This window comes from Klebsiella sp. ZJOU C1, from assembly GCF_035620215.1.
Lineage (GTDB): Bacteria > Pseudomonadota > Gammaproteobacteria > Enterobacterales > Enterobacteriaceae > Klebsiella > Klebsiella variicola.
This window is the reverse complement of sequence record NZ_CP141644.1, coordinates 1,901,541-1,926,548: the sequence shown is the minus strand read 5'-3', so window position 1 is coordinate 1,926,548 and position 25,008 is coordinate 1,901,541. Positions and strand designations below refer to the sequence as shown.

Below are 25,008 nucleotides of genomic sequence, written 5' to 3'. Positions count from 1 at the left end.
TACTGATCATGACACCGACTTCCCTTTCCACCCGCGACGCAGGCTGGATTATCTTCATTCTCGCGCTCGGCGCCGGCTTTAGCGTCGCCTCTATCTATTATGCGCAGCCGCTACTGCCGCTGATGGGCGCCAACCTCCATCTGTCGGTAGAAGGGATGGGGCTGGTTCCTACCCTGACGCAGGCTGGCTACGCGCTCGGCATTCTGTTCCTGCTCCCGCTCGGCGACCGTCACGATCGCCGCCGGCTGATCCTCCTGAAGAGCGCAATGCTGGCGATCCTGCTGTTCCTGTGCAGCCTTACCGGCCAGCTCACCTCACTGCTGGTGGTCAGTCTGCTGATCGGTATGGCGGCCACCATGGCGCAGGATATCGTCCCGGCGGCGGCGATCCTCGCCCCGGCAGGCAAGCAGGGAAAAATGGTGGGCACGGTGATGACCGGGCTGCTGCTGGGGATCCTGCTTTCCAGGACGGTCAGCGGCGTAGTGGGCGCCGTATTCGGCTGGCGGGTGATGTATCAGGCGGCTGCAGTCAGCGTGGCGCTGATTGGCCTGGTGATGTGGCGGGTCCTGCCGCGCTTCGCCATTCACTCGACGCTGAGCTATCCGCAGCTGATGGCCTCAATGGCGCATCTGTGGCTGCGTTATCCGGCGTTACGCCGCGCTGCGCTGGCTCAGGGGGCGCTCTCTGTCGCCTTTAGCGCTTTCTGGTCGACGCTGGCGGTGATGCTCTCAGAACACTATCACATGGGGAGCGCAGTAGCGGGTGGCTTTGGTATCGCCGGTGCCGCCGGGGCGCTGGCGGCACCGCTGGCCGGCGGACTGGCCGATAAGTTTGGCGCCGGTAAAGTGACTCAGATGGGCGCGGCGCTGGTCACCCTCTCCTTCGCCCTGATGTTTATGCTGCCGCTGCTCCCTCTGCATGGCCAGCTGGCGCTGATTGCTCTCTCGGCTATTGGCTTCGATCTCGGCCTGCAGTCAAGCCTGGTGGCACATCAGAACCTGGTTTACAGCCTGGAGCCGCAGGCCCGTGGCCGCCTGAACGCTCTGCTGTTCACCGTGGTCTTTATCGGGATGTCGCTGGGGTCGGTGCTGGGCAGCAAGTTGTACGTGCTGGCGGGCTGGAACGGAGTGGTCACCCTCGCCGTCGTCAGCGGGGCAATTGCCCTGGCGATCCGCCTGCTGGAGAATGCGCGCCTCATCGCAGCCGAACGCCGCACATCATAAAAAAAACCCGCTTCGCCTGAGCGAAGCGGGTTTCCTCTTTCCCTCGCAATGGCTTACGCTGTGCGACGGGCAAACTCTTTTACGCGGAAGCCCAACACCAGTAGCGTAGCGAAATAAGCCACTACTCCGGCGACCACCACCACCAGCAGGCGCATCAGGCGGAACGGCATCGTCCCCTGAGACCACTCCGGCATGAGATGCATGACGCCCAGCAGCGCCGCGGCCATCACCACCACCGCCGCGACCAGACGCAGCAGGAAAGTCAGCCAGCCGGGCTGTGGGGTGAAAATTTTCTGTTTACGCAGTTGCCAGTAGAGCAGCGCGGCGTTCAGGCAGGCCGCCAGCCCGATGGACAGTGACAGGCCCGCGTGCTTGAGCGGGCCGATAAACGCCAGGTTCATCACCTGGGTCATAATCAGGGTGACAATGGCAATTTTCACCGGCGTTTTGATGTCCTGACGGGAATAGAAGCCCGGCGCCAGCACTTTCACCACGATAAGCCCCATCAGTCCCACGGAATAGGCCACCAGCGCGCGCTGGGTCATCGCCGCGTCAAAGGCGCTGAATTTACCGTACTGGAACAGGGCCACGGTCAGCGGTTTAGCGAGGATCCCCAGCGCCACCGCGCTCGGCAGCGCCAGCAGGAAGCAGAGTCGAAGGCCCCAGTCCATCAGGCGGCAATACTCGTCATGGTTACCACTGGCGAAGCTTTTCGACAACGACGGCAGCAGGATGGTGCCAAGCGCCACGCCCAGGACACCTGACGGAAACTCCATCAGACGGTCGGCATAGTACATCCATGACACCGATCCCGACACGAGAAACGAGGCGAAGATGGTATTGATGATGAGGGAGATCTGGCTTACCGACACGCCAAGGATCGCCGGCCCCATCTGCTTCACTACCCGCATCGCGCCAGCATCTTTCAGATTAATTCTGGGCAGAACCAGCATGCCAATCTTCTTCAGGTGCGGCAACTGGTAGGCCAGCTGCAGCACGCCGCCGACCGTCACCGCCCAGGCCAGCGCCAGCACCGGCGGATGGAAGTACGGCGCGGCAAACAGCGCAAAGCCAATCATGCTGACGTTGAGGAACGTCGGGGCAAAGGCCGGCACCGAGAAACGGTTCCAGGTATTGAGGATCGCCCCCACCAGCGAGGCCAGGGAGATCAGCAAAATATAGGGGAAGGTAATGCGCAGCAATTGGGTGGTCAGCGCAAATTTATCGGCGGTATCAGCAAACCCGGGGGCGGTGATGGTGATCACCCACGGCGCCGCCAGCATCCCGATAACGGTGACGATCGCCAGGGCCAGGGTCAGTAATCCGGAGACATACGAGACAAACACCCGGGTGGCATCTTCGCCCTGCTTGCTTTTATATTCGGCAAGGATCGGCACAAACGCCTGCGAGAAGGCGCCTTCGGCAAAAATACGCCGCAGCAGATTAGGCAGTTTGAAGGCGACAAAAAAGGCATCGGTCGCCATCCCGGCACCAAAAATGCGCGCCACAATCGCATCGCGGGCAAAGCCCAGCACGCGCGAAAACATGGTCATCGAACTGACGGCCGCCAGTGATTTTAAAAGATTCATTACGCTGTTATTCCAAACCCTGGAGTAAAACGCCCGCAAATGCGGGCGCTGGAAAGTGGCGATAGTCTACCGGGTTCAATATGAATTACTACTGTCAGTTGTTACAACGGATTATTCGCTGATGGCGTCACGCCAGAGTTTGTCAACCACCCGCTGAGCCAGCAGCGCCTGTTCGCCAGCGGTTTCCGGAACCGTCTGATTTTGCACGCATTCGATGAAATGTCGCGCGCAGCCGACAAAACCGCGCTGCTCGAGGGTGGTTTGCCAGCCCGCCACCGGGCGCTGGACCACGCCAAGACCACACTCCTCCTGCCATTCGCGCATCTCACTCACCGCATATAACCCGCCATCGGTGACCGCCTGCACCCACTCACGCTGGCTTCCAGCGCGGCGGTGCATGCTGGTGGTAACCTGCAGCCGGGGCGAACTGAACTGGTGTTCGGCATAGAGCATTTCACCCTGAGGAGTGATCTGCAACGTGCCGCCGCGCAGGCGCGCCTGACCATCAGCCAGCCACAACGCAGTATCCACCACGTGCAGATAGTCATCGAGAAGGGTAAAGCGCAGATCGTTGCCTACGCTGTCGCTACGATGCTTATCCATCCGCAGCGAGGCCGCCTCGCCCAGCCGCCCCTTCAGTTCACGATAGAGTGGCGCAAAGCGGCGATTGAAACCGACCATCAGCGTCAGATGACGCCGGGCAGCCAGCTCGACCAGCGCTTCCGCCTCGCTCAGTTTGTCCGCCAGCGGTTTATCCACACAAACATGAACCCCGGCATTCAACAAGTGATTCACGACTTCATAATGTGAAGCCGTCGACGTATGGACAAAGACCGCATCGCACTGCGCCGCCAGGGCATCCAGCGAATCAGCATACGGGATCCGCCAGGTTTCGCAGATGCGCAACGCCTTCTCTTTTCCCGGCGACCAGGCTGCCTGCAGCGTCCAGCTTTCCGCAGCGCCTAACACCGGCAGCCACGCTTTCTGCGCGATGCCCCCTAAGCCAACCACCCCAATGCGCAGTCTTGTCCCCACGTTTAGTCCCCCAGATGGTGTAACAGCGAGTCAAGGCGCGCTTTCAATTCCGCCACCTCGCCTTCCAGTGCTTCAACCCGGGCACGCAGATCGTCATCGTCTTCCAGCGGCGAGAGTGCTTCCACCGTGGTGATCAGCGTGTCCATGTCATCGCAAAACAGATGCATATAGCGGCTTTCCCGTTTCCCCGGTTCCCGTGGCAGGCGGGCAACAAAAGGACCATCCTCGCGCGTCGCTAACCCTTCCAGCACGCTTTCCACTTCCGCCATATCGCTGAACTCATGCATCCGCTGCGCGCGGCTACGGAGTTCACCCGGCGTCTGGGCGCCGCGCAGCAGTAGCGTCGTCACCACCGCTACTTCGCCGGCGCTGAGTTTCAGATCGCCAAATTCAGAGTTGCAAAAGCGCTGCTCATACTTGGTCACTCGATTGCCGAATCCGCTGACCGTGCGTAAATAGTGGCGCTTCACCAGGGTATCCAGCAGCGTCTGGACCTCGCCTTCGCTCAGCGACATCACCGGTTCGCGGTTGGTTTTCTGATTGCAGGCGGTCACCACGGCGTTCACCGACAACGGGTACTGCTCGGGCGTGGTAACCTGCTTTTCCAGCAGACAGCCAATGACGCGCGCTTCGTGCGCGGTTAACTGATATTTCATCCTCTCTCCTTAGCGCCCTGCTGACCAGTCCGGCGTCGTTAGCGCCGTCAGTACATGGTCACGCCACTGCCCGTCAATCAGCAGATAATCTTTGGCGTAACCCTCTTTTTCGAACCCCAACCGCGCCAGCAGCGCGCCGCTGCGCTGATTATGCGGCATATAGTTGGCCATAATGCGATGGATATGCTGCGTGCGCTGCATATAGCGAATCGCGGCGGTCAACGCTTCAAACATCAGCCCCTGCCCTTGCCACTTCTCGCCAATGGAGTAGCCGAGATAACAGGCATGGAATGATCCGCGAACTACGTTGGAAAAATTCGCCACGCCAACGATCTCTTTTTCCTCCGCATCGAGCAGCGCGAAATAAAATGCAGACCCCTGCTTATGAAACTCGCCGATCATTGACAGACGCGCCTGCCACCCGGAGGGATAGCAGTGGCTGTCGTCACGTACCGGCTCCCAGGGTTTTAAGAACACTTTATTCTCGGCGTAATAATCGGCCAGACGCCAGGCGTCACGATCGTGGACCAGGCGCACCACCAGCCGGTCCGTCGTCAAACGCACCTTCGGCACGTTACTGCGATAGCCAAACATTTCCTTTTTAGTCCCCCTGACTTCAATCTTGCTCTCATCACTATACCTGTCCTGCACGATAGTGTGAAAACAGCAACATACCATTTTCTGCGCCATCTCCTCTTTTCGATGAATAGGCTCAATCGAACTTGCTTTTTGATAAAAAAATATTGTCGCAAGGGTGCTGGGAAAAGCAGCAGATTGCCCGCAGAATATCCTCGCTTATCTCTATTTTTCCCTGGAGGGGAAATGTCCCGCGTCTCGCAGGCAAGGAGCCTGGGTAAATATTTCCTGTTAGTCGATAACATGCTGGTCGTGCTGGGCTTTTTTGTCGTTTTTCCGCTGATTTCCATCCGCTTTGTCGATCAAATGGGTTGGGCAGCGCTGATGGTCGGCATTGCGCTCGGCCTGCGCCAGCTGGTGCAGCAGGGATTAGGCATTTTTGGCGGCGCCATTGCCGACCGCTTCGGCGCGAAACCCATGATTGTCACCGGCATGCTGATGCGCGCCGGCGGCTTCGCGGCGATGGCCGTCGCCCATGAGCCCTGGGTGCTCTGGCTCTCCTGTATTTTGTCCGGGTTGGGCGGCACGTTGTTCGATCCGCCACGAGCCGCGCTGGTGGTCAAACTGGTGCGCCCGCATCAGCGCGGCCGCTTTTTCTCCCTCCTGATGATGCAGGACAGCGCCGGCGCGGTGATTGGCGCCCTGCTGGGCAGTTGGCTGCTACAGTATGACTTCCGTCTGGTGTGCAGCGCCGGCGCCGCGCTGTTTATCGCTTGCGCCGCGTTTAACGCCTGGTATCTGCCAGCATGGAAACTGTCCACGGTGAAAACGCCAGTCCGCGAGGGGCTGGGACGGGTGCTGCGGGATAAGCGCTTCGTCACCTATGTCCTGACGTTAACAGGCTATTACATGCTGGCGGTGCAGGTGATGCTGATGCTGCCGATCATGGTGAACGACATCGCCGGTTCGCCGGCCGCCGTGAAGTGGATGTACGCCATCGAAGCCACCATTTCACTGACCCTGCTCTATCCCATTGCCCGCTGGAGCGAGAAACGCTACCGCCTTGAGCACCGGCTGATGGCCGGTCTGCTGGTAATGACGCTGGCGATGCTGCCGATTGGCATGACCAGCAGTTTGCAGCAGTTATTTACCCTGATCTGCCTGTTTTACATCGGTTCGATCATCGCGGAACCCGCCAGGGAGACGCTGGGCGCCTCGCTGGCGGATTCCCGGGCGCGCGGCAGCTATATGGGGTTCAGCCGCCTGGGTCTCGCCTTCGGCGGCGCGCTGGGTTACGCGGGCGGCGGCTGGCTGTTTGATGCCGGCAAAGCCGTGGGCCAGCCCGAACTGCCGTGGCTGATGCTCGGCGCCATTGGGTTTATCACTTTCCTTGCCCTGTGGTGGCAATTCAGTCCAAAACGCTCCGCCTCCGGTATGCTGGAGCCGCGCACCTAAGAGCGTAGGTCCGCGGTTTCTCCTGCCTTTCAGCCTATTCTGCTGGCATGAAGAATGCTGACAGGTCATGATGCTTTGTGTCAGGATGAATGATGGTACGAGCTTGAGGAACCCCATGAAAAAAATATTGATCGCCGCGGCGCTGATTGTCAGCGGTCTGCTGAGCGGCTGTAACCAGTTGACCCAATACACGGTAAGCGAGCAGGAGATAAACCAGGCGCTGCAGAAGCGTAACCATTTCGCCAAAGATATCGGTCTGAAAGGCGTTGCCGATGCCCATATTGAGCTGCAGAACCTGACCAGCGCTATTGGCCGTGAAGAGCCGGGTAAAGTCACGCTGACCGGGGTCGCCAACGTCGATCTGAACTCCCTGTTCGGCACCCAGAAAGCGACGATCGATCTGAAGCTCAAAGCGCTGCCAACCTTTGACAGAGAGAAAGGCGCTATCTTCCTGCAGGAAATGGAGGTGGTCGATGCCAAAGTGGCGCCCGAGAAGCTGCAGTCGGTGATTCAGGCCCTGCTCCCCTATCTGAATCAGTCGCTGCGCAGCTACTTCAGCCAGCAACCGGCCTATGTCCTGCGTGAAGACGCCAGCACCGGCGAAGCGCTGGCGAAGAAATATGCCAAGGGCATAGAGGTGAAACCGGGCGAAATTGTCATCCCCTTTACCAATTAATCTCCAGGGCGCTACGGCGCCCTGAATTTTTTACGGAAATGAGTGCAAAGGAAAACGTTTACGCTTATCCTTAGTGCCCGGCAAAAAACAGCCCTGATGACTGAACCTATTAGCCGGAGCCTTCCATGACAGCACAACCCCAGGTATTGAAAATCCGCCGCCCAGACGACTGGCATATCCATCTGCGTGATGACGATATGCTGAAAACCGTCGTGCCTTACACCAGTGAGTTTTATGGCCGGGCGATCGTGATGCCGAATCTGGTGCCGCCTGTCACCACCGTCGCGGCGGCTATCGCCTATCGCCAGCGCATTATGGACGCCGTCCCGGCCGGGCACGATTTTACCCCGTTGATGACCTGCTATCTGACAGACTCCCTCGACCCGGCGGAGCTGGAGCGCGGCTTTAACGAAGGTGTGTTCACCGCCGCCAAGCTCTACCCGGCCAACGCCACGACCAACTCCAGCCACGGTGTCACCAGCACCGACGCCATTATGCCGGTGCTGGAGCGGATGGAAAAACTGGGCATGCCGCTGCTGGTACATGGGGAAGTCACCCACGCCGAGATTGATATTTTCGATCGTGAAGCGCGCTTTATTGACACGGTGATGGAGCCCCTGCGCCAGCGCCTGCCCGGTCTGAAGGTGGTCTTTGAGCATATTACTACCAAAGATGCCGCCGAATATGTGCGTGACGGTAATGAACTGCTGGCGGCCACTATTACCCCGCAGCACCTGATGTTCAACCGCAACCATATGCTGGTCGGCGGTATTCGTCCTCACCTGTACTGCCTGCCGGTACTCAAACGCAATATTCATCAGCAGGCGCTGCGCGAACTGGTCGCCAGCGGCTTTAGCCGCGCCTTCCTTGGCACCGACTCCGCGCCGCACACCCGCCATCGTAAGGAAGCCAGCTGCGGCTGCGCCGGCTGCTTCAACGCCCCGACCGCCCTCGGGAGCTACGCCACCGTGTTTGAAGAAATGAACGCTCTGCAGCACTTTGAAGCCTTCTGCTCGCTGAACGGCCCGCGCTTCTACGGTCTGCCGGTCAATGAAAGCTATGTTGAGCTGGTGCGTGAAGAAACCACGGTCGTTGACAGCATTGCGCTGCCCAATGATAGCCTGGTCCCGTTCCTGGCGGGTGAAACCGTTCGCTGGACGATGAAGCGATAAAAAACGTAGCCCCCTGTTGTCAACGCCCACCAGATACTGTATAAATAACCAGTATCAAACACAGGGGGCAATTATGCGCATCGAAGTGTCTATCGCCAAAACGACCGCCTTACCCAACGGCGCGCTGGAAGCGCTGAATAACGAACTCTCCCGGCGTATCGCCGAGCAATTCCCGGCCATCGACAGTCAGGTGAGCGTGCGCTACGCCACCGGCAACCAGCTCTCGGTGTTCGGCGCCCTGAAAGAAGACAAAGACCGGATAAGCGAAATCCTGCAGGAAACCTGGGAAAGCGCGGACGACTGGTTTGTCCACGATCTCTCCTGAAGCATGGCGGGATCCAGTTACTCTGGTTTGCTCCCTCATTGTGCTTTTCTTTGCCGGGTCGCCCCGGCTTTTTTCTCCCCGCCTCTTGTTCAGAATATTCCTGATTATTCTGCTTAATATCGGCTAAAATGGCCATTTCCCGCGCTTATCTTGCGTAAAAAAGCGGCGAAAACAAGAAAATCATGCTGCCTTTCATTTAATTTCTCGAGTTTATTCTTGATCCCTGATATAATTAACTTGCTTCAAAAAACATGCATTAAACCTCGAGAATTGTTGTCTTTTAACATATGAATAAGGGGTTATGATGGAAAAAAATAATGAAGTCATTCAGACCCATCCCCTCGTTGGATGGGACATCAGCACCGTTGATAGCTACGATGCGCTGATGTTGCGCCTGCACTACCAGAACCCCACTCAAGAAAACAGTCATGATGCTGAAATTGGCCAGACGCTATGGCTAACGACGGACGTCGCACGTCAATTTATTTCAATCCTGGAAGCAGGCATTGCGAAGATTGAATCTGGCGAATACCAGGAAAACGAGTACCGCCGACATTAACGCGATACGGGGAATGACTAAACAATAGTCTTAACAGGCACCTGCGGGTGCCTGAATTATTTTCGGGCTTGTATAAGCGCAGGGAGTTAATTACCCTGCTAATAAGGCAATTACCCGGAACTCACCATGCAATACGATCTTATCATTATCGGCAGCGGATCGGTCGGCGCCGCCGCTGGCTATTATGCGCGTCGTGCCGGACTCAATGTTCTGATGACCGATGCCCACCAACCTCCCCATCAGGAGGGCAGCCATCATGGCAGTAGCCGTCTTATCCGTCACGCTTATGGCGAAGGTGAAAAGTATGTTCCGCTGGTGCTGCGCGCCCAGCAGCTGTGGGATGAACTGGCTGAAATCAGCGGCGAAGCCGTTTTTGAACGCACCGGCGTCATTAACCTCGGCCCCGCCAGCTCTCCTTTCCTGGCCAACGTCGCCGCCAGCGCCAGGGCGTTCGATCTTGAGGTTGAAGAGTTAGATGCTCAGGCCGTCATGCAGCGCTGGCCGGAGATACGCCTTCCCGACGACTATCGGGCGATTTTCGAACCGGCGTCCGGCGTACTGCGCAGTGAGCTGGCTGTCGAGACCTGGATACGTCTGGCACGGGAAGCTGGCTGCGCGCAGCTATTCAACTGCCCGGTCTCAGCCATTCATCACCATGCAGACGGGGTCACCATTGATACCCTTGACGGTGAATATCACGGCAAGAAATTGCTGATTAGCGCCGGTACCTGGGTCACCCGCCTGCTTCCGGACCTCCCCATCCAGCCGGTACGTAAGGTTTTCGCCTGGTTCCAGGCCGATGGCCGTTACAGCAGCAAGAATCATTTCCCGGCGTTCACCGGCGAGCTACCCAACGGCGATCAATACTACGGTTTCCCGGCGGAAGATAACGAGCTGAAGATCGGCAAGCATAACGGCGGTCAGCCTGTCTCCACGCCGCAGGAGCGATCGGCGTTTGGCGCTGTCGCCAGCGATGGTTCCGAATCCTTTCCGTTTTTACGTAACGTCCTGCCCGGGATCGGCGGCTGTCTGCACGGCGCCTCCTGCACCTATGACAACACGGTCGATGAAGATTTTATTATCGATACGCTCCCTGGCAGACCAGACACACTGCTGATCACCGGTCTGAGCGGCCATGGCTTTAAGTTTGCGCCGGTGCTGGGAGAAATTGCCAGTCAGTTTGCCCAGGGACAGACGTCGACCTTTAACCTGACGCCTTTCTCGCTGGCGCGCTTTAGCTCATAACGGAATGCGGCACGCTTGCCGCCGGAAAAAAAACGGCCTCTGTGTCGAGGCCGTTAGTCATTGAGAACGGTTATGCGTCGCCTGTTTAATATGCTGGTTAACAACGTGCGCGAGCACTTTATGATCTACCTTGCGCTGTGGTTGCTGCTGGCGATCATCGATCTCGTCTGGTTATGGTTTTTCTGACGACTCCGGCTCGGGGATCCCGAGTTTGGTGTTCAGTCGGCCACGCGATTTGTTAAAGATTTTATTGCCGTTTTCGCGTCCGGCGCGCAGTTTGCGCTGCTCCTCTTCCGGCAGCTTATGCTCTTCCATGCACGCTTCGCTACAGCAACCGGCAAACTTCTCAGCGCAGCTCGGGCACTGTATAAACAGCAGATGACAGCCATCATTCAGGCAATTGGTATGGGTATCGCACGGCGCGCCACACTGATGACAGTGCGCGATGACGTCATCGGAGATACGCTCGCCCATCCGCTCATCAAAGACAAAGTTTTTGCCAATAAAACGGACCGGCAGCCCCTGCTCACGTGCGCGGCGGGCGTACTCAATAATCCCGCCCTCGATATGCCAGACCTTATTGAAACCGTTATGCTTCATCCAGGCGCTGGCTTTTTCACAGCGAATACCGCCGGTGCAATACATAACAATTTTCTTGTCTTTGTGGTCCTGCATCATTTCCACGGCTTTCGGCAGCTGGTCGCGGAAGGTATCCGCCGGGATCTCCAGCGCGTTTTCGAAATGACCCACCTCATATTCATAGTGGTTACGCATATCGATAAATACCGCATCCGGATCGTCAAGCATGGCATTGACGTCCGCCGCCTTGAGATAATCCCCAACATTGGAGGCATCGAAAGAGGGATCGTCGATGCCATCGGCGACAATACGGTCACGCACTTTCAGGCGCAGCACCCAGAAAGATTTCCCATCGTCCTCGAGGGCGATATTGAAACGCAGCCCCGCCAGCGCCGGATCGAAGCCATAGAGAAACTCACGCAGGGCTTCAACGTTGCTTTCCGGCACGCTGATTTGCGCGTTGATCCCTTCCCGGGCCAGATAAATACGGCCAAAGACCTTCAGCTGGGTTAAGGCAACCCATAACGCATCGCGAGTGGCTTGTGGGTCGACAATGGTGAAATATTTATAGAATGAGATCGTCGTGCGCGGCTCGGTCTCAGCCAGCATTTGCGCCTTTAACGTCTCATTTGAAATGCGGTTGTGTAACACTGGCATGGTGTACCTGCTCGACATAGAAATGAGGAAATAAACGGCGGGCATGATATAGCAAAGCTAATTAATTTACATCCCTACATTTTACGCTACATTTCTCTCACCCGGTCGCGCCCCGCTTAACAAAACGAGCTGACTGTCGCCGCCTTTGGCTGGCCGGTAAAAAAATGCGATAATATAAGACGTTGCTCACTGATACGGGTATGAAATGACTCATTTGCCTAAATTTTCTCCGGCGCTGTTGCATCCGCGCTATTGGCTGCTGTGGCTGGGTATCGGCCTGCTGTGGCTGGTTGTCCAACTGCCCTATCCGCTGATTTACCGCCTGGGAAATGCCATCGGCCGGCTGGCCATGCGCTTTATGAAGCGTCGGGCGAAGATCGCCTATCGCAACCTTGAGCTCTGCTTCCCCGACAAAAGCGAGCAGGAACGTCACCGAATGGTGGTGATGAACTTTGAATCGGTGGGTATGGGACTGATGGAGACGGGGATGGCCTGGTTCTGGCCGGTTCGTCGTATCGCCCGCTGGACCGACACCATCGGCTTTGAGCATATCCGCGATGTGCAGGCGCAGCAGCGCGGCATTCTGCTGATCGGTATTCACTTCCTGACCCTCGAGATGGGCGCGCGAATGTTCGGTATGAACGAGCCGGGAATTGGCGTCTACCGTCCCAACGACAACCCGGTGATCGACTGGCTGCAGACATGGGGTCGGCTACGATCCAATAAGGACATGATTGACCGTAAGGATCTGAAAGGGATGATCCGGGCGCTGAAAAAAGGTGAAGTGGTCTGGTATGCGCCGGATCACGATTACGGTCCGACCGCCAGCGTCTTCGCCCCACTGTTCGCTGTCGACCAGGCGGCGACCACCTCCGGCACCTGGATGCTGGCGAAAATGTCCAAAGCCTGTATCGTCCCCTTCGTCCCGCGTCGCAAACCGGATGGTAAAGGTTATGAACTGATTATCCTGCCGCCAGAGTGTTCCCCGCCGCTGGACGACGCGGAAACCACGGCCGCCTGGATGAACAAGATTGTTGAGCAGTGCATCATGATGGCCCCGGAACAATATATGTGGCTCCACCGCCGCTTCAAAACCCGCCCCGAGGGCATGCCCTCCCGCTACTGATCCCTTTTCCCGGCCGCGCATGTGGCCGGGAATGCGCTTCTCGCTCATGCTTTAGGCTCTGCTTTAGCTTTAAAAGCTCTCCTCCATTGCGGCATTTATTTCCCAGGCGCATAATTAGCAGGCTCATATTTTCTCTTGATTTGACCTGCCGCGCAGGCCAGTGGAACCCTATGTCCTCTGCTGATACCCCTATTAACTGGAAACAAAATCTGACCGTGACCTGGCTCGGCTGCTTTTTAACGGGCGCCGCCTTCAGTCTGGTTATGCCCTTTCTGCCACTCTATGTCGAACAGCTCGGGGTCACCGGGCATAGCGCGCTGAACATGTGGTCCGGGCTGGTCTTTAGTATCACCTTCCTCTTCTCCGCCATTGCCTCACCGTTCTGGGGCGGTCTTGCTGACCGCAAAGGACGAAAAATTATGCTGCTGCGTTCCGCCCTCGGAATGTCCGTAGTGATGATGCTGATGGGGATGGCACAGAATATCTGGCAGTTTCTGCTGCTACGCGCACTGCTCGGCCTGCTGGGCGGCTTTATTCCCAACGCCAACGCCCTGATTGCCACCCAGATCCCGCGCCACAAAAGCGGCTGGGCGCTGGGCACGCTGTCAACCGGCGCGGTGAGCGGCGCCCTGCTCGGCCCGCTGGCGGGTGGCTTCCTGGCCGACCACTGGGGCCTGCGCACCGTCTTCTTTATGACCGCGGCGGTGCTGTTTATCTGCTTCCTGTTTACCCTGTTTTTAATCCGTGAAAATTTTGTGCCGATCGCCAAAAAAGAGATGCTCAGCGCCAGAGAGGTTTTCTCCTCGCTACAGAATCCCAAGCTGGTGCTCAGCCTGTTTGTGACCTCGCTGATCATCCAGGTGGCCACCGGCTCCATTGCGCCGATTCTGACGCTTTACGTGCGCGATCTCGCGGGCAACGTCAGTAACATCGCCTTTATTAGCGGGATGATCGCCTCGGTGCCGGGAATAGCCGCGCTGATGAGCGCCCCGCGGCTGGGCAGGCTCGGGGATCGTATCGGGCCGGAAAAGATCCTCATCGTCGCGCTAATTATCTCTGTGCTATTGCTGATCCCGATGTCGTTCGTTCAGACCCCACTGCAGCTGGGTATCCTGCGTTTCCTGCTCGGCGCGGCAGACGGGGCACTGCTGCCGGCAGTGCAAACCCTGCTGGTGTATAATTCCACCAGCCAGATCTCCGGGCGTATCTTTAGCTATAACCAGTCGTTCCGCGATATTGGCAACGTCACCGGCCCCCTGATAGGCGCCTCGGTGTCCGCCAACTACGGTTTCCGCGCGGTATTCCTGGTCACCGCGGGCGTGGTGCTCTTTAACGCCATTTATTCTACCCTCAGCCTGCGCCGACCTGCCGCGGAAGCCTCGCAGCCTGACCGCCATTCAGTAAATTAATGTCCAGAGGGGCCCAGCCCCTTGACGCTTTGGCTACCGCCTTCTATAGATTGAATCGTGTTCAATTCATATTCTTCTCAGGAGATTCGCTATGCCAAAGGATTCGATGTTCTATGCCACGCTCGAAGAAGCTATTGATGCAGCACGCGAAGAATTTCTCGCCAATAATCCTGACAGCGATGAAGAGAGCGCTAACGTTGAGCAGCTTAATATTCAAAAGTATGTGCTGCAGGATGGCGATATCGCCTGGCAGGCCGAATTTTTTGCTGACGAAGACGAACAAGGCGAATGTTTACCGATGCTCAGCGGCGAAGCTGCGCAGAGCGTTTTCGACGGGGATTATGATGAGATAGAGCTGCGCCAGGAGTGGCTGGAGGAAAATACCCTCCATGAGTGGGATGAAGGCGAATTCCAGCTCGAGCCCTCGCTGGACACCGAAGAGGGACAGACGGCGGCCGACGAGTGGGACGAGCGCTAATTAGTTATAGGGCCCGTGGCTGGCATCCAGCGGCAGCAGCAGCGTATCGAACACCAGCGAGAACGGCAGGTCCAGAACGGTGAGATAGCGCCATGCCGAGTCGCGAACGTCCCACTGCACGCCCGGGTAATATTGGTTGCCATGCCCCTGCCCGGGCACCGTCCGGCTGATAATGCTGCCGCAGCCGCTCAGCAGCAGCGCCATGGCAATGATCGATAATATTCGCATCCACAACCTCGTGTTTCAGATAAAAAAATACCGGCATCGCTGCCGGTATTTTCCTTTACGTACGGCTTATTTCGTTTTCAGCGCCAGCGGGTTAAGCGCTAACTGCTGATAGGCGTTGACCCACGATGAATATTTCTCCGGCGCGGCCCAGACGCGATAGTGCAGACGCGACATGGTCACCGGGTCGCTCAACAGCACCAGTCGACGATCGCGGTTCAGCTTATCCGGCGTTTCGTTCAGCGCCTGCTCAACGTGGCGCTCGCGAGCGATCTCAAGGATATGACCATGACGGTGGCGCGCGGTGGCCATCGCCGTGGCGAGGGCGTTAAACGACGGATTGAATACCGCGTGCATAAAGCCATCGTCCAGTGAACGCTGACGGTTCAGCGTCAGGTACGCGTCGGTATCCTTGAGCACCTGCGGCGGCGAATACTCTTCCGGGATCAGGAACAGCTTCCAGCGCTTGGTGCGCAGGCCCACGGTCGCCCGGCTGGAGATCGCCGACACGAACGGCGACAGGATCAGCGAGACGACGATCGGCGCCAGCCAGAACAGGAAGCGCAGATCCAGCCATGCCATTCCGACTGCCCATACCAGCCCCAGCAGCAGCTGCGAGCCGTGACGCATAAAGGCTTCTCCCCACGGCGTGGAGTCATCATCACGCTGCGGCGAATTCCACACCACTTCCCAGCCGAGGAAGGCGCTGACCACGAAGACGGTGTGGAACAGCATGCGAACCGGCGCCAGCAGGACCGAGAACAGGACCTCCAGCAGCAGAGAAAGCGTGACGCGGATAAATCCGCCATACTCTTTCGGCCCTTTACACCACACCAGAATAATACTCAGCAGCTTCGGCAGGAACAGCAGCACCATGGTCGAAGCGAACAGCGCGATGGCCAGCTCCGGACGCCACTGCGGCCACACCGGGAACAGCTGACGCGGCTGCAGGAAGTACTGCGGCTCGGTCAGGGCATGCACCACCTGCAACGCCGTCGACAGGGCAAGGAACATAAACCACAGCGGCGCCGACAGGTACGACATCACGCCGGTGAGGAACACCGCCCGGTGAACCGGGTGCATCCCTCTGACGAGGAACAGGCGGAAGTTCATCAGGTTGCCCTGACACCAGCGACGGTCGCGTTTCAGCTCGTCCAGCAGGTTCGGCGGCAGCTCCTCATAGGAGCCCGGCAGATCGTAGGCAATCCACACCCCCCAGCCGGCACGGCGCATTAGCGCGGCTTCGACGAAGTCGTGCGACAGAATCGACCCGGCAAAGTTACCCTCGCCCGGCAGCGGCGCCAGCGCGCAGTGCTCGATGAACGGCTTCACGCGGATAATGGCGTTGTGTCCCCAGTAGTGGGACTCCCCCAGCTGCCAGAAGTGCAGACCCGCCGTAAACAGCGGACCGTACACCCGGGTGGCAAACTGCTGGCAACGCGCATACAGCGTGTCCATGCCCGAAGCGCGCGGGGATGACTGGATGATCCCGGCGTTCGGGTTCGCTTCCATCAGGCGCACCAGGCTGCTCAGACACTCGCCGGTCATCACCGAGTCTGCGTCCAGCACCACCATATAGCTGTACTGGCTGCCCCAGCGGCGGCAGAAATCATCGATGTTGCCGCTCTTACGCTTCACGCGACGACGACGGCGACGGTAGAAGATCTGCCCTTCGCCCTGCACTTCGGCAATCAGCTCCATCCACGCCTTTTGCTCAGCCACACAGATATCGGGGTTATAGCTGTCGCTGAGGATATAGACATCGAAATGAGCGGCGTTACCGGTCGCTTTCACCGACTCCCAGGTCGCCCGCAGCCCGGCGAAAACGCGGTCAACGTCTTCGTTACAGATCGGCATAATAAGCGCCGTACGGTGCGCCGGGTTCAACGGTTCGTCACCAACCGTCGAGGCGGAAATACTGTACTTGTCGCGGCCGATCAACAGCTGCAGAAAGCCCATTAACGCGGTCCAGAAGCCGGCGGAAACCCAGCAGAACAGTACCGCGAAGAGGATCAGAATGCCGCTCTGCAACACGTACGGCAGCAGCTGCATGAACGAGATCCACAGGTTCTGCCCCACCATGTCGGCCGGGTTGATCAGCGCCCAGCCCTGATAAGGCAGAATGGTTTTCATATACCAGGTGGCCACCACGGTCTGCGACAGCGTCAGCAGCAGCAGGATGTAGCGACGAATGGTGCCGACGGTACGCCATTTTTGCTCACTCTCGCGCTCTTCTTGCGTCAGGCGGGAGAGATAGCGCGGCGTGACATCGCGGCCGCGCAGACGATCCCAGAAGCGGCCGACCGGGTTAGTCCGCCACGGGTCCGGGATCATCGAGGAACGCCTGGCTTTCGGCATAGCATGCAGCTGGGTACGACCTTCGTCATCCTTCACCAGTTGATCGCCAGAAAGCGAATCCGGCCAGCTGTGCGCCAGACGCGCCTTCACCGACCCCAGCGGAGAGTCGTCTTCGCGAGCGAAGGTCTGATGTTCGTCATCCAGGGCCTGATGAACGGCCTGCAGGCTGGTGTCCGGCAGCGCCGATTTTTCGGCGTCCGACAGCGGCAATGCGTCAATGTACTTCGTTATCTTATTCATTGGCAGGCAGCTGATAGCTCCAGGTTTCGCTCAACGTGTCATCACCGTTAACCAGTGCGGCACGCATTTCCGTCGTTTTCTTCGGATCTTTGACCTTCAAACGCAGGATCATCCGCCAGCCTTTGGTCACTGGATTGTAACGCACGGTATTTTCAACGATTTCCGCGTTATCGCCGGTGCTCGCCTGAGCAGCGACCGGGGTATCCGCTGGCAGTTTCTTCATATCGGCGCCGGTGAAGTCGACAATGAAGGCAACCGTACCGTCCGGCTGACGGATCAGGTTCGACTGCTTCACGTCGCCGGTAGAGCGGCGGGTCTGCATAACGTAAGCGTTATCTGGCGCATGCAGCTTGTCTTCATCGCGGCTGAAGGTGATGGTGTATTTGAAGTTCATCTCCTTGCCCGGCTCCGGCAGCTGATCCGGCGTCCAGTAAGTCACGATGTTATCGTTCGTTTCATCGTTGGTCGGAATTTCAACCAGCTCGATTTTCCCTTTGCCCCAGTCCCCTTTCGGGGTGATCCAGGCGCTTGGACGCAGGTCATAACGATCGTCGAGATCCTCGAAGCGCGAGAACTGACGGCCGCGCTGCAGCAGGCCGAACCCTTGCGGGTTTTCCATCGCATAGCTGCTGACAGCCAGGTGTTTCGGATTGTTCAGCGGACGCCAGATCCACTCGCCGTTACCGGCCAGGATAGACAGACCATTGGAGTCGTGCAGCGCCGGACGATAGTTGAGCGTCGGAGAAGGCTGGTTGGAACCGAACAGGAACATGCTGGTCAGCGGCGCCACACCCAGTTTGCCGACTTTGTCACGCAGGTAAACTTTGGACTGGACGTCCACGACGGTGTCGCGTCCCGGCATGATGACAAAGCGATAGGCGCCGGTTGCCCGTGGGGAATCCAGCAGCGCATAGATAGTCAGACGCTTGTCAGTGGCTTTTGGACGTTCGATCCAGAACTCACGAAAACGCGGGAACTCTTCGCCGGACGGCAGCGCGGTATCGATAGCCAGACCACGCGCGGACAGACCGTAAACCTGACCCTGACCCAGCACGCGGAAGTAGCTGGCACCGAGCATGCTGACGATTTCATCGTTCTTATCTTTGCTGTTGATCGGATACAGTACTTTGAAGCCGGCGAAACCGAGGTCTTTCACCGTGTCTTTATCGTGCTGGACGTTACCAAAGTTGAAATAGTCCGGACTATATTTAATTTTGCGCACGCTGGTCGCCGTCACTTCATTGATGGTGACCGGCGTGTCGAAGTACATCCCCTGATGGTAAAATTCAAGCTTGAATGGGGTTTTCTGGTTATTCCAGTAAGCTTTATCGTGATTAAACTGAATTTGCTGGTAGTCCGCGTATTTCATGTCGCGGAAAGCGGAGGGCAGGTTACTCTTCGGCGCTTCATAGCCTTTCCCGGCTAACGTTTTGGCCTCTTTTGCAACGTCATCAATGCTAAACGCCCATGCAGATGAAGTACACAGGGACAACATTACGGCTGCGCTTAACCAACGCATTTTCATCATCTGTGGTTTATGTTTCATATAAGTAAGCACTTCCCCCTTTGTGTGCTTAAATCGATCCGATCTATTTTAATGGAAACTCAGGCAATCCGACAACATAATCCCTGCTTTGTTCAGCCTGGCGGCACAGGGAATAAACAGTTCGCTGTCCCGTTTGCACTTTGAGTGCTTATCCTGGAGACAGATACCCCGAGTTCATGTAGGGTTGCTGATAATGTAAGCGTTATCACCTTGAGTGATAAGACGAATTATCTGAGATTGTCGTGAATCGTATGAATAATACTCCGGTACAGCGTGAATATTTCTTCGACAGCATCCGCGCCTGGTTGATGCTGCTGGGGATCCCTTTCCACATTTCGCTGATTTATTCCAGCCACAGCTGGCATGTCAACAGCGCCGAACCCTCGTGGTGGTTGACGCTGTTTAATGACTTCATCCATGCCTTTCGCATGCAGGTTTTTTTCGTCATCTCCGGCTATTTCTCCTACATGCTGTTCCTGCGCTACCCGCTGAAAAAATGGTGGAAAGTGCGCGTTGAACGGGTCGGTATTCCGATGCTGACCGCCATCCCGCTGCTGACGCTGCCGCAATTTATTATGCTGCAATACGTCAACGGCAAGGCGGAAAACTGGCATACCCTTTCGATGTACGACAAATTTAATACCCTGGCCTGGGAGCTCATTTCCCACCTGTGGTTTTTACTGGTTCTGGTGGTGCTGACCTCGCTGGGGGTGGTGCTGTTTAAATGGCTGACGCGCCGTCCGGCTGGCCACGGCCTCGCCTTCAGTGACACTGTCACCATGGGCCAGCTGACGATGATTTTCCTCGCGCTGGGGGTCTTTTATGCGCTGATCCGCCGGTCCTTGTTCCTGCTCTATCCGCCCCTGCTGAGCAATGGTCTGTTTAACTTTGTGGTGATGCAGACGCTGTTCTATCTGCCCTTCTTTGTGCTGGGCGCGCAGACCTTTATTAACCCACGCTTAAAGACCATGTTCACCACTCCATCGCCGTGGTGCTGCGCCGCAGCGCTGCTCGGGTTTATCGCCTATCGACTGAATCAGCAGTATGGGTCCGGCGACGGCTGGATGTATGAAACCGAATCGGTGATTACTATGGTGTTGGGGCTGTGGATGGTCAATGTGGTCTTTTCGCTCGGCCATCGACTGCTGAACTTCCAGTCAGCGCGCGTGACCTATTTCGTCAATGCCTCGCTGTTTATTTACCTGGTGCACCACCCGCTGACGCTACTGTACGGGGCGTGGATCACCCCGGCCATCAAGTCCAATACCTTAGGCTTTATTGTCGGGCTGGTTTTTGTGGTGGGTATCGCGCTGATCCTGTATGAAATTCATCTGCGCATTCCGCTGCTGCGTTTCCTGTTCTCCGGTAAACCGATGAACAAACCGGCCAAAACCCCGGCTTCGGCCAGCTAATTTGCCGCGGGTGCGGCACGCCAGGCGTGTCGCATTACGCCTGCTCGTCAAAAAGCCGGTCGAAAATCATATTATACAGAGCTTCTAAATCTGCCTTATCGACCGGGGTCGAGGCGCAGAGCTCACAGCGATAGGCGGCCCCCTCGGTCAGAACGGCGATGAGCTCTGATGCGGCATTGCGTCGCGCATCGCTGAGCCCGGGATGGTAGCGCTGCGACAGACGCCCTCCTTCCTCTTTCAAACGCCGATCGGCCTGCACCAGGATCTCGCGCAAGCGTGGGTTACGCGAGGCTTCGGCGTTGATCTCCATCAGCAGATAATTGTCGCTTTTGGTGGCTGCCGACGTCGGGATCCTGCCGGCCAGCACCGCCGCTTTGCGCGCCAGATTGTGGTTCTCATCGATCATCTCCCCGACCCTGGCGTGGACGATTTCGCTGACAATCGCTTCGATGATCGCCTCTTTGCTGGCAAAAATACGATACAGCTGACCAACGCTCAGGCCCGCCTCGCGGGCAATATCGGCAACGGAAGCGCCATGCAGCCCCTTTTCAGCAAAACACCTTTGCGCAGCGGCAACGATCTCTGCGCGGCGCGCCTGCTGCTTCTGCTGTACTTTTCCTTCTGACACCCTGCTCCCTCCTGCTATCCATCTTTCCCGTCAATACCGGCGGTTATCATAGCCTATTCTGCTGGATCAGGGGTATGACGCCAGCAGGCGGCGATAGATAGCCGCCGTTTCCTCATCAAAACAGACGAACAGGACGCGCTCAAGGGGGTTATAGCGAGTGAGAAACGCGGTGACGGTGCGCACGGCGATCTCCGCCGCTTCCTCTTTTGGATAGCCATACACGCCGGTGCTGATCGCCGGAAACGCAATGGAGCGATAGTTGTTTGCCGCGGCCAGCTGCAGACTGTTTTTGTAAGCATCCGCCAGGGTTTGCGCTTCCATGCGGTCGCCGCCGTGCCAGACCGGGCCCACGGTGTGGATCACCGCGCTGGCGGGAAGATCGCCCGCAATAGTGATCACCGCGTGACCGGGAGGACATTCGCCCTGCTGCTGCAATACCTGTTTGCAAGCCGCCAGCAGCGCCGGGCCGGCCGCCCGGTGGATCGCGCCATCTACCCCGCCGCCGCCCAGCAGCGAGGGGTTTGCCGCATTAACAATCACATCGACTTCAAGCGTCGTAATATCGCCGAGAATTACCTCAGGTTGAACAGCCATTTCTCCTCCTGTCGGCATAGCGCGTGGATACGGCTTTCTGCCGATACTAGGGCATTCCCGCCCCCGGGAGCAAGATTATCCCTCAGCCCTGGCGACGGGAAGCTAAAAAAAACAGGACCCTAAGGGTCCTGTTGAGTCTGCTGTTTCGCCAGTCAGGCGTTGTCATTAGCGAACGATTTATGTTTGCCCGCGCGGGCCGCCAGCCACAGGCCACTATTCTTCATGGCATAGCCAAAAACCAGACCCAACGCCAGGGAGGGCACCACCAGGCGCCAGTCGCCGTCTGCCGCAAAAGTCGCGCAGGCGCCGATAAAGGTGCCCGGTACAAACGACAGCAATGTCTGTCGCGCCTGAATGCACATCAGGAAGGCGACGATACCGGTCATCATATAGCTGAGGATCTGCAGCTGCGGGGCCAGTGCGCTACCGTGGATAATCACTAATGCCCAGACCACGCCGCTCATTACCGTGCACGAGGAGATGGCCAGACCTTTCAGACCGCCCTGCGGGCAGGCGAAATAGGCCGTACAGCCGAGGAAACCGGCCCAGCTCAGCAGGCCGAGAGCGACCGCCACCCATCCCCAAATTCCGGAGAGAATGCCCGTCGTTAATGCGATTGCGAAGAGTATGTTCATGGCGCGTATCCTAGCAGATACGCGCCGGAAGAATGAGATCTAAAACACAGTATATGAATGAACCTAATTTCAGTTGCATTCAAATAGTGATTAACATCACATATTATTGCTCATCTTCTTCCTGAAGCTCGTCCCACATCGCGGCGATGGCGTCGCGGGTCAATGGCGCCATGGTGCGCCAGAATGGCGTGTGCGCATGGGCTTCGACTTTGCCCAGCATCGTCCCGCACCATGGCAGGATATAGTCAGCAAACAGGAGCTCCAGCGTCTCGCTCTGGTCTTCTGTAGCATGATCCTCCAGCCAGGAGGCGGCCAACAGCAGCGATCCGAGATGATCCGCCGGACCTTCCCCTGTCGGGATACCGTGTTCGCTCATAAAAGCCCGTACTTCTGCTTCCGAGGAACCCTCCACCCACGCGCTACGGTACGGCGGCACGCTGCAGGCTTCACCGACGAACAGCGCATTATAGTCCGTCGCCAGGGACTGCATCTCACAGCTTTTCTGCAGACGCGCCAGCAGTTCATCCTGCTCAAGCGGCCAGCTGGCAGCCAGTTTGCCCTCACGGATCAGGGTAAACAGCGGCACCAGCAGCGGGTCCTGCGGTTGACGGTAATACAGCGAACCCAGCACGCGGCAGAGGATTGAAAACTCGTTCATTCAGTTATTCCAGTTATACAAATTAAAGGTCAGCAAATTCCGGGATCGCCGGCATGCCCCGCGACTCGAGGAAGTTGAGCAGGCGACGCGGAGAAACGTTGAGGATCCTCTCCTCCGGGAAATCGACCGCATCAAGGATCTTGCGGCATTCGGTAAATTCCCCGAGGGTAAAGGCAGTGTGAGAGTCCGAGCCCAGCGCCACCCATCCCCCGGCATCACGCACCGCCGCAGCGATAGCTCGACAGTTATCTTCACTGCCCACGCGCGATGAAATAAAAGAGGAGTTATTAATCTCCAGCGCCACCTGATAGCGGGCCGCCGCTTCGGCAATAGCCGGGATATCCACCGGGAATTTCGGATTACCCGGATGGCTAATCATATGCACCTTACCGCTGGCCATCGCGGCAATCATCGCCTGCGTATGGGTGTCTCGATCCTGCGGCGGGAACACCGGCTCATGGAATCCGGCAATGATCAGATCAAGCGAGGTTAACATCGGCCCGGAGCAGTCGATCTCACCTTCGATATTTTTAATATTCGACTCAATACCGCGCAGGATCCCCACCCCGTCTACCAGACGGGGCCAGATGCGCATATTAACGAAGTGCCAGTAGTGCGGGGCATCCGCCATATCCGGGCCATGGTCGGTGATGGCGAAGAGTTTGATCCCTTTACGCTTTGCTTCCGCAATATAATCGTGCAGGGTGCTGTAGGCGTGGGTGCTGGCGACGGTATGCATGTGCAGGTCAACGGGATACATCACATTCTCCTCTTCTGTTTGCCGCAAGAATAGCAGGAAACCGGGCTATTGATTAGCAAAAACCCCGCCGTGGCGGGGTTCTCTCGTCTTAATAACCGCGCTGGCGGTCAACCTGACCGCTTACCGGTTCCCCTCGCTCAAGCCGGCTAATGGTCTCCGCAATGTAGGTGATAGCTTCCATTGGACGGGTCACTGCCGCCACATGGGGGGTCATGGCCACCCGCGGATGTGCCCATAGCGGGCTCTCCTGCGGCAGAGGTTCGCGACTGAAGACATCGAGCATCGCCCCTTTGAGCTTACCGCTGTTCAGCGCCGCCAGCAGATCCTCTTCAACGACATGCACGCCGCGAGCAAGGTTGAGGACATAGCTCTCATCCGGCAACTGCGCCAGCAGCGTTTGGTTAATAATACCGGCGGTTTCGGCGGTATTCGGCAGCAGGTTGATCAGCACGCGAGTGCCCTGCAGGAATTCGCCCAGTTCGGCCTGACCGGCGAAGCTCTGTACCTGTGGCCAGGATTTGCGGCTACGGCTCCAGACGCGAAGCGGGAACCCCCAGGGTTGCAGACTTTCCGCAACCTTCGCCCCCAACACGCCGGCTCCCATAATCCCGACAGTGAATTCGTCGGCGCGATACTCGGGCAGCGGCTGCCAGCGGGAAGCCAGCTTCAGCGCCTGATAGTCATCAAAGCGGCGGAACCAGTGCAGCACCTGGCTCACGGCATACTCCTGCATCTGCCGTCCCATACCGGTATCTTCGAGGCGAAACAGCGGGATCGACAGCGGCAGCATATCCGGATGGTCACGCAGCTTGCTGAGAATAGAATCTACCCCCGCCCCGAGGGCAAACACGGCCTTCAGCGCCCGGCCCTGCAGCATCTCTACCGGCGGATGCCAGACCAGGGCATAGTCCGCCGGCTGGTTGTCACCCGCTTTCCACTCGCGCACCCGCGCCCCGGGTAACTGTTTTTCCAGCTCACGGATCCAGAATGGGGTATCAAAGGTCTGATGGTAAAAAATAATCTCCATAGGGGCTCCTGATAGCAGACGCCTTTGGCCGATTGACGCTGGCGTCTTATTTTACTCATTGTTTTCTATTGGTTTGCCAGCATAACAAATTTCCCCCGAGCGAAAAGGGAAAAGGCACTGGCGACAAAAAAAACGGATTTCGCACGTTTAAGGAGCAAGTTGCTC

26 protein-coding genes are annotated in these 25,008 nt (G+C 57.5%); 12 read left to right on the top strand and 14 right to left on the bottom strand.

Annotated features, from left to right (window positions below; all coding sequences use genetic code 11):
- Positions 1–8 precede the first annotated feature (8 nt).
- Complete coding sequence (locus SPE70_RS09030) at positions 9–1,223, top strand: MFS transporter (RefSeq protein ID WP_008805977.1); 1,215 nt, start codon at positions 9–11, stop codon at positions 1,221–1,223.
- A gap of 53 nt (positions 1,224–1,276) precedes the next feature.
- Here the strand turns inward: SPE70_RS09030 and murJ are convergent, their stop codons facing one another.
- From murJ to rimJ, 4 genes are all read right to left on the bottom strand, one after another.
- Positions 1,277–2,812: a murein biosynthesis integral membrane protein MurJ gene (gene murJ / locus SPE70_RS09025; RefSeq protein ID WP_008805976.1), complete on the bottom strand. Its 1,536-nt coding sequence runs from the start codon at positions 2,810–2,812 to the stop codon at positions 1,277–1,279.
- A 111-nt stretch (positions 2,813–2,923) separates the two neighbouring features.
- Positions 2,924–3,835, bottom strand: a complete 912-nt coding sequence (locus SPE70_RS09020; protein ID WP_155870612.1) for a Gfo/Idh/MocA family protein — start codon at positions 3,833–3,835, stop codon at positions 2,924–2,926.
- Positions 3,836–3,849: 14 nt separating this feature from the next.
- On the bottom strand, positions 3,850–4,503 hold the full coding sequence (locus SPE70_RS09015) for a YceH family protein (protein ID WP_012542247.1): 654 nt from the start codon (positions 4,501–4,503) through the stop codon (positions 3,850–3,852).
- Positions 4,504–4,512: 9 nt separating this feature from the next.
- Positions 4,513–5,097 carry a ribosomal protein S5-alanine N-acetyltransferase gene (rimJ, locus tag SPE70_RS09010; protein WP_008805973.1) on the bottom strand — a complete coding sequence of 195 codons (585 nt, stop codon included), beginning with the start codon at positions 5,095–5,097 and terminating at the stop codon, positions 4,513–4,515.
- Positions 5,098–5,325: 228 nt separating this feature from the next.
- Between rimJ and mdtH the strand changes: the two genes are divergently transcribed.
- The 7 genes from mdtH to SPE70_RS08975 all read left to right on the top strand — a co-directional run bounded on the left by mdtH (position 5,326) and on the right by SPE70_RS08975 (position 10,697).
- Positions 5,326–6,534, top strand: a complete 1,209-nt coding sequence (mdtH, locus tag SPE70_RS09005) for a multidrug efflux MFS transporter MdtH (RefSeq protein WP_008805972.1) — start codon at positions 5,326–5,328, stop codon at positions 6,532–6,534.
- Between the two features lie 115 nt (positions 6,535–6,649).
- Positions 6,650–7,210, top strand: a complete 561-nt coding sequence (locus tag SPE70_RS09000; RefSeq protein ID WP_012542249.1) for a lipoprotein — start codon at positions 6,650–6,652, stop codon at positions 7,208–7,210.
- A gap of 125 nt (positions 7,211–7,335) precedes the next feature.
- Complete coding sequence (gene pyrC, locus SPE70_RS08995; RefSeq protein WP_048964264.1) at positions 7,336–8,382, top strand: dihydroorotase; 1,047 nt, start codon at positions 7,336–7,338, stop codon at positions 8,380–8,382.
- Between the two features lie 73 nt (positions 8,383–8,455).
- Entirely contained in the window at positions 8,456–8,707 is a 252-nt protein-coding gene (dinI, locus tag SPE70_RS08990; protein WP_002898994.1) for a DNA damage-inducible protein I, read from the top strand.
- A gap of 304 nt (positions 8,708–9,011) precedes the next feature.
- On the top strand, positions 9,012–9,266 hold the full coding sequence (gene bssS, locus SPE70_RS08985; RefSeq protein ID WP_008805969.1) for a biofilm formation regulator BssS: 255 nt from the start codon (positions 9,012–9,014) through the stop codon (positions 9,264–9,266).
- Between the two features lie 126 nt (positions 9,267–9,392).
- Positions 9,393–10,511, top strand: a complete 1,119-nt coding sequence (solA, locus tag SPE70_RS08980) for an N-methyl-L-tryptophan oxidase (RefSeq protein ID WP_008805968.1) — start codon at positions 9,393–9,395, stop codon at positions 10,509–10,511.
- Between the two features lie 72 nt (positions 10,512–10,583).
- The gene (locus SPE70_RS08975; RefSeq protein WP_002898988.1) at positions 10,584–10,697 is read left to right on the top strand and encodes a DUF2770 family protein; all 114 of its coding nucleotides are present in this window, start codon (positions 10,584–10,586) and stop codon (positions 10,695–10,697) included.
- On the opposite strand, the gene SPE70_RS08970 is transcribed toward SPE70_RS08975, so the two are convergent.
- Positions 10,683–11,747, bottom strand: coding sequence for an oxygen-dependent tRNA uridine(34) hydroxylase TrhO (locus tag SPE70_RS08970; protein ID WP_008805967.1), 1,065 nt, complete (start codon positions 11,745–11,747; stop codon positions 10,683–10,685). The two genes, SPE70_RS08975 and SPE70_RS08970, sit on opposite strands and share 15 nt — an antisense overlap.
- Before the next feature lie 205 nt (positions 11,748–11,952).
- On the opposite strand from SPE70_RS08970, the gene SPE70_RS08965 reads away from it, so the two are divergent.
- The 3 genes from SPE70_RS08965 to SPE70_RS08955 all read left to right on the top strand — a co-directional run bounded on the left by SPE70_RS08965 (position 11,953) and on the right by SPE70_RS08955 (position 14,760).
- Complete coding sequence (locus tag SPE70_RS08965; RefSeq protein WP_004893024.1) at positions 11,953–12,873, top strand: Kdo(2)-lipid IV(A) acyltransferase; 921 nt, start codon at positions 11,953–11,955, stop codon at positions 12,871–12,873.
- 170 nt (positions 12,874–13,043) lie between these two features.
- Positions 13,044–14,282, top strand: coding sequence for a multidrug efflux MFS transporter MdtG (gene mdtG / locus SPE70_RS08960; protein WP_008805966.1), 1,239 nt, complete (start codon positions 13,044–13,046; stop codon positions 14,280–14,282).
- 91 nt (positions 14,283–14,373) lie between these two features.
- Positions 14,374–14,760: a MysB family protein gene (locus SPE70_RS08955; protein ID WP_012542251.1), complete on the top strand. Its 387-nt coding sequence runs from the start codon at positions 14,374–14,376 to the stop codon at positions 14,758–14,760.
- Here SPE70_RS08955 and SPE70_RS08950 read toward each other — a convergent pair whose 3' ends face one another.
- The 3 genes from SPE70_RS08950 to mdoG all read right to left on the bottom strand — a co-directional run bounded on the left by SPE70_RS08950 (position 14,761) and on the right by mdoG (position 19,129).
- Complete coding sequence (locus SPE70_RS08950) at positions 14,761–14,988, bottom strand: YceK/YidQ family lipoprotein (protein WP_008805964.1); 228 nt, start codon at positions 14,986–14,988, stop codon at positions 14,761–14,763.
- Positions 14,989–15,054: 66 nt separating this feature from the next.
- Positions 15,055–17,583, bottom strand: coding sequence for a glucans biosynthesis glucosyltransferase MdoH (gene mdoH, locus SPE70_RS08945; RefSeq protein WP_008805963.1), 2,529 nt, complete (start codon positions 17,581–17,583; stop codon positions 15,055–15,057).
- Positions 17,576–19,129, bottom strand: a complete 1,554-nt coding sequence (gene mdoG / locus SPE70_RS08940; RefSeq protein WP_012968580.1) for a glucans biosynthesis protein MdoG — start codon at positions 19,127–19,129, stop codon at positions 17,576–17,578. The genes mdoH and mdoG overlap by 8 nt, the downstream gene beginning before the upstream one ends.
- A gap of 251 nt (positions 19,130–19,380) precedes the next feature.
- On the opposite strand from mdoG, the gene mdoC reads away from it, so the two are divergent.
- Positions 19,381–20,541: a glucans biosynthesis protein MdoC gene (mdoC, locus tag SPE70_RS08935; protein ID WP_012968581.1), complete on the top strand. Its 1,161-nt coding sequence runs from the start codon at positions 19,381–19,383 to the stop codon at positions 20,539–20,541.
- Positions 20,542–20,575: 34 nt separating this feature from the next.
- Here mdoC and SPE70_RS08930 read toward each other — a convergent pair whose 3' ends face one another.
- From SPE70_RS08930 to ghrA, 6 genes are all read right to left on the bottom strand, one after another.
- Positions 20,576–21,169: a TetR/AcrR family transcriptional regulator gene (locus SPE70_RS08930; RefSeq protein WP_008805960.1), complete on the bottom strand. Its 594-nt coding sequence runs from the start codon at positions 21,167–21,169 to the stop codon at positions 20,576–20,578.
- Positions 21,170–21,235: 66 nt separating this feature from the next.
- Positions 21,236–21,763 carry an O-acetyl-ADP-ribose deacetylase gene (gene ymdB / locus SPE70_RS08925; RefSeq protein ID WP_008805959.1) on the bottom strand — a complete coding sequence of 176 codons (528 nt, stop codon included), beginning with the start codon at positions 21,761–21,763 and terminating at the stop codon, positions 21,236–21,238.
- Between the two features lie 152 nt (positions 21,764–21,915).
- Complete coding sequence (locus SPE70_RS08920; protein ID WP_008805958.1) at positions 21,916–22,398, bottom strand: DUF1097 domain-containing protein; 483 nt, start codon at positions 22,396–22,398, stop codon at positions 21,916–21,918.
- 103 nt (positions 22,399–22,501) lie between these two features.
- The gene (locus SPE70_RS08915) at positions 22,502–23,056 is read right to left on the bottom strand and encodes a TorD/DmsD family molecular chaperone (protein ID WP_008805957.1); all 555 of its coding nucleotides are present in this window, start codon (positions 23,054–23,056) and stop codon (positions 22,502–22,504) included.
- Between the two features lie 22 nt (positions 23,057–23,078).
- Positions 23,079–23,816 (bottom strand): phosphatase, encoded by a 738-nt coding sequence (locus tag SPE70_RS08910; RefSeq protein ID WP_008805956.1) that lies wholly within the window; start codon positions 23,814–23,816, stop codon positions 23,079–23,081.
- An 88-nt stretch (positions 23,817–23,904) separates the two neighbouring features.
- Positions 23,905–24,843, bottom strand: a complete 939-nt coding sequence (gene ghrA, locus SPE70_RS08905) for a glyoxylate/hydroxypyruvate reductase GhrA (RefSeq protein ID WP_008805955.1) — start codon at positions 24,841–24,843, stop codon at positions 23,905–23,907.
- Between the last annotated feature and the right edge of the window lie 165 nt (positions 24,844–25,008).

What these genes read in the sequence shown, in the direction of transcription:
- dinI (WP_002898994.1), top strand. Translation starts at nt 8,456, where the DNA reads ATGCGCATCGAAGTGTCTATCGCCAAAACGACCGCCTTACCCAACGGC.
- rimJ (WP_008805973.1), bottom strand. Translation starts at nt 5,097, where the DNA reads ATGTTTGGCTATCGCAGTAACGTGCCGAAGGTGCGTTTGACGACGGAC.
- mdtH (WP_008805972.1), top strand. Translation starts at nt 5,326, where the DNA reads ATGTCCCGCGTCTCGCAGGCAAGGAGCCTGGGTAAATATTTCCTGTTA.
- SPE70_RS09000 (WP_012542249.1), top strand. Translation starts at nt 6,650, where the DNA reads ATGAAAAAAATATTGATCGCCGCGGCGCTGATTGTCAGCGGTCTGCTG.
- SPE70_RS08920 (WP_008805958.1), bottom strand. Translation starts at nt 22,398, where the DNA reads ATGAACATACTCTTCGCAATCGCATTAACGACGGGCATTCTCTCCGGA.
- SPE70_RS08910 (WP_008805956.1), bottom strand. Translation starts at nt 23,816, where the DNA reads ATGTATCCCGTTGACCTGCACATGCATACCGTCGCCAGCACCCACGCC.
- SPE70_RS08950 (WP_008805964.1), bottom strand. Translation starts at nt 14,988, where the DNA reads ATGCGAATATTATCGATCATTGCCATGGCGCTGCTGCTGAGCGGCTGC.
- SPE70_RS09015 (WP_012542247.1), bottom strand. Translation starts at nt 4,503, where the DNA reads ATGAAATATCAGTTAACCGCGCACGAAGCGCGCGTCATTGGCTGTCTG.
- mdtG (WP_008805966.1), top strand. Translation starts at nt 13,044, where the DNA reads ATGTCCTCTGCTGATACCCCTATTAACTGGAAACAAAATCTGACCGTG.
- SPE70_RS09030 (WP_008805977.1), top strand. Translation starts at nt 9, where the DNA reads ATGACACCGACTTCCCTTTCCACCCGCGACGCAGGCTGGATTATCTTC.
- pyrC (WP_048964264.1), top strand. Translation starts at nt 7,336, where the DNA reads ATGACAGCACAACCCCAGGTATTGAAAATCCGCCGCCCAGACGACTGG.
- ghrA (WP_008805955.1), bottom strand. Translation starts at nt 24,843, where the DNA reads ATGGAGATTATTTTTTACCATCAGACCTTTGATACCCCATTCTGGATC.
- murJ (WP_008805976.1), bottom strand. Translation starts at nt 2,812, where the DNA reads ATGAATCTTTTAAAATCACTGGCGGCCGTCAGTTCGATGACCATGTTT.
- SPE70_RS08915 (WP_008805957.1), bottom strand. Translation starts at nt 23,056, where the DNA reads ATGAACGAGTTTTCAATCCTCTGCCGCGTGCTGGGTTCGCTGTATTAC.
- SPE70_RS08965 (WP_004893024.1), top strand. Translation starts at nt 11,953, where the DNA reads ATGACTCATTTGCCTAAATTTTCTCCGGCGCTGTTGCATCCGCGCTAT.
- mdoH (WP_008805963.1), bottom strand. Translation starts at nt 17,583, where the DNA reads ATGAATAAGATAACGAAGTACATTGACGCATTGCCGCTGTCGGACGCC.
- SPE70_RS08975 (WP_002898988.1), top strand. Translation starts at nt 10,584, where the DNA reads ATGCGTCGCCTGTTTAATATGCTGGTTAACAACGTGCGCGAGCACTTT.
- mdoC (WP_012968581.1), top strand. Translation starts at nt 19,381, where the DNA reads ATGAATAATACTCCGGTACAGCGTGAATATTTCTTCGACAGCATCCGC.
- solA (WP_008805968.1), top strand. Translation starts at nt 9,393, where the DNA reads ATGCAATACGATCTTATCATTATCGGCAGCGGATCGGTCGGCGCCGCC.
- bssS (WP_008805969.1), top strand. Translation starts at nt 9,012, where the DNA reads ATGGAAAAAAATAATGAAGTCATTCAGACCCATCCCCTCGTTGGATGG.
- SPE70_RS08955 (WP_012542251.1), top strand. Translation starts at nt 14,374, where the DNA reads ATGCCAAAGGATTCGATGTTCTATGCCACGCTCGAAGAAGCTATTGAT.
- SPE70_RS08970 (WP_008805967.1), bottom strand. Translation starts at nt 11,747, where the DNA reads ATGCCAGTGTTACACAACCGCATTTCAAATGAGACGTTAAAGGCGCAA.
- mdoG (WP_012968580.1), bottom strand. Translation starts at nt 19,129, where the DNA reads ATGAAACATAAACCACAGATGATGAAAATGCGTTGGTTAAGCGCAGCC.
- ymdB (WP_008805959.1), bottom strand. Translation starts at nt 21,763, where the DNA reads ATGGCTGTTCAACCTGAGGTAATTCTCGGCGATATTACGACGCTTGAA.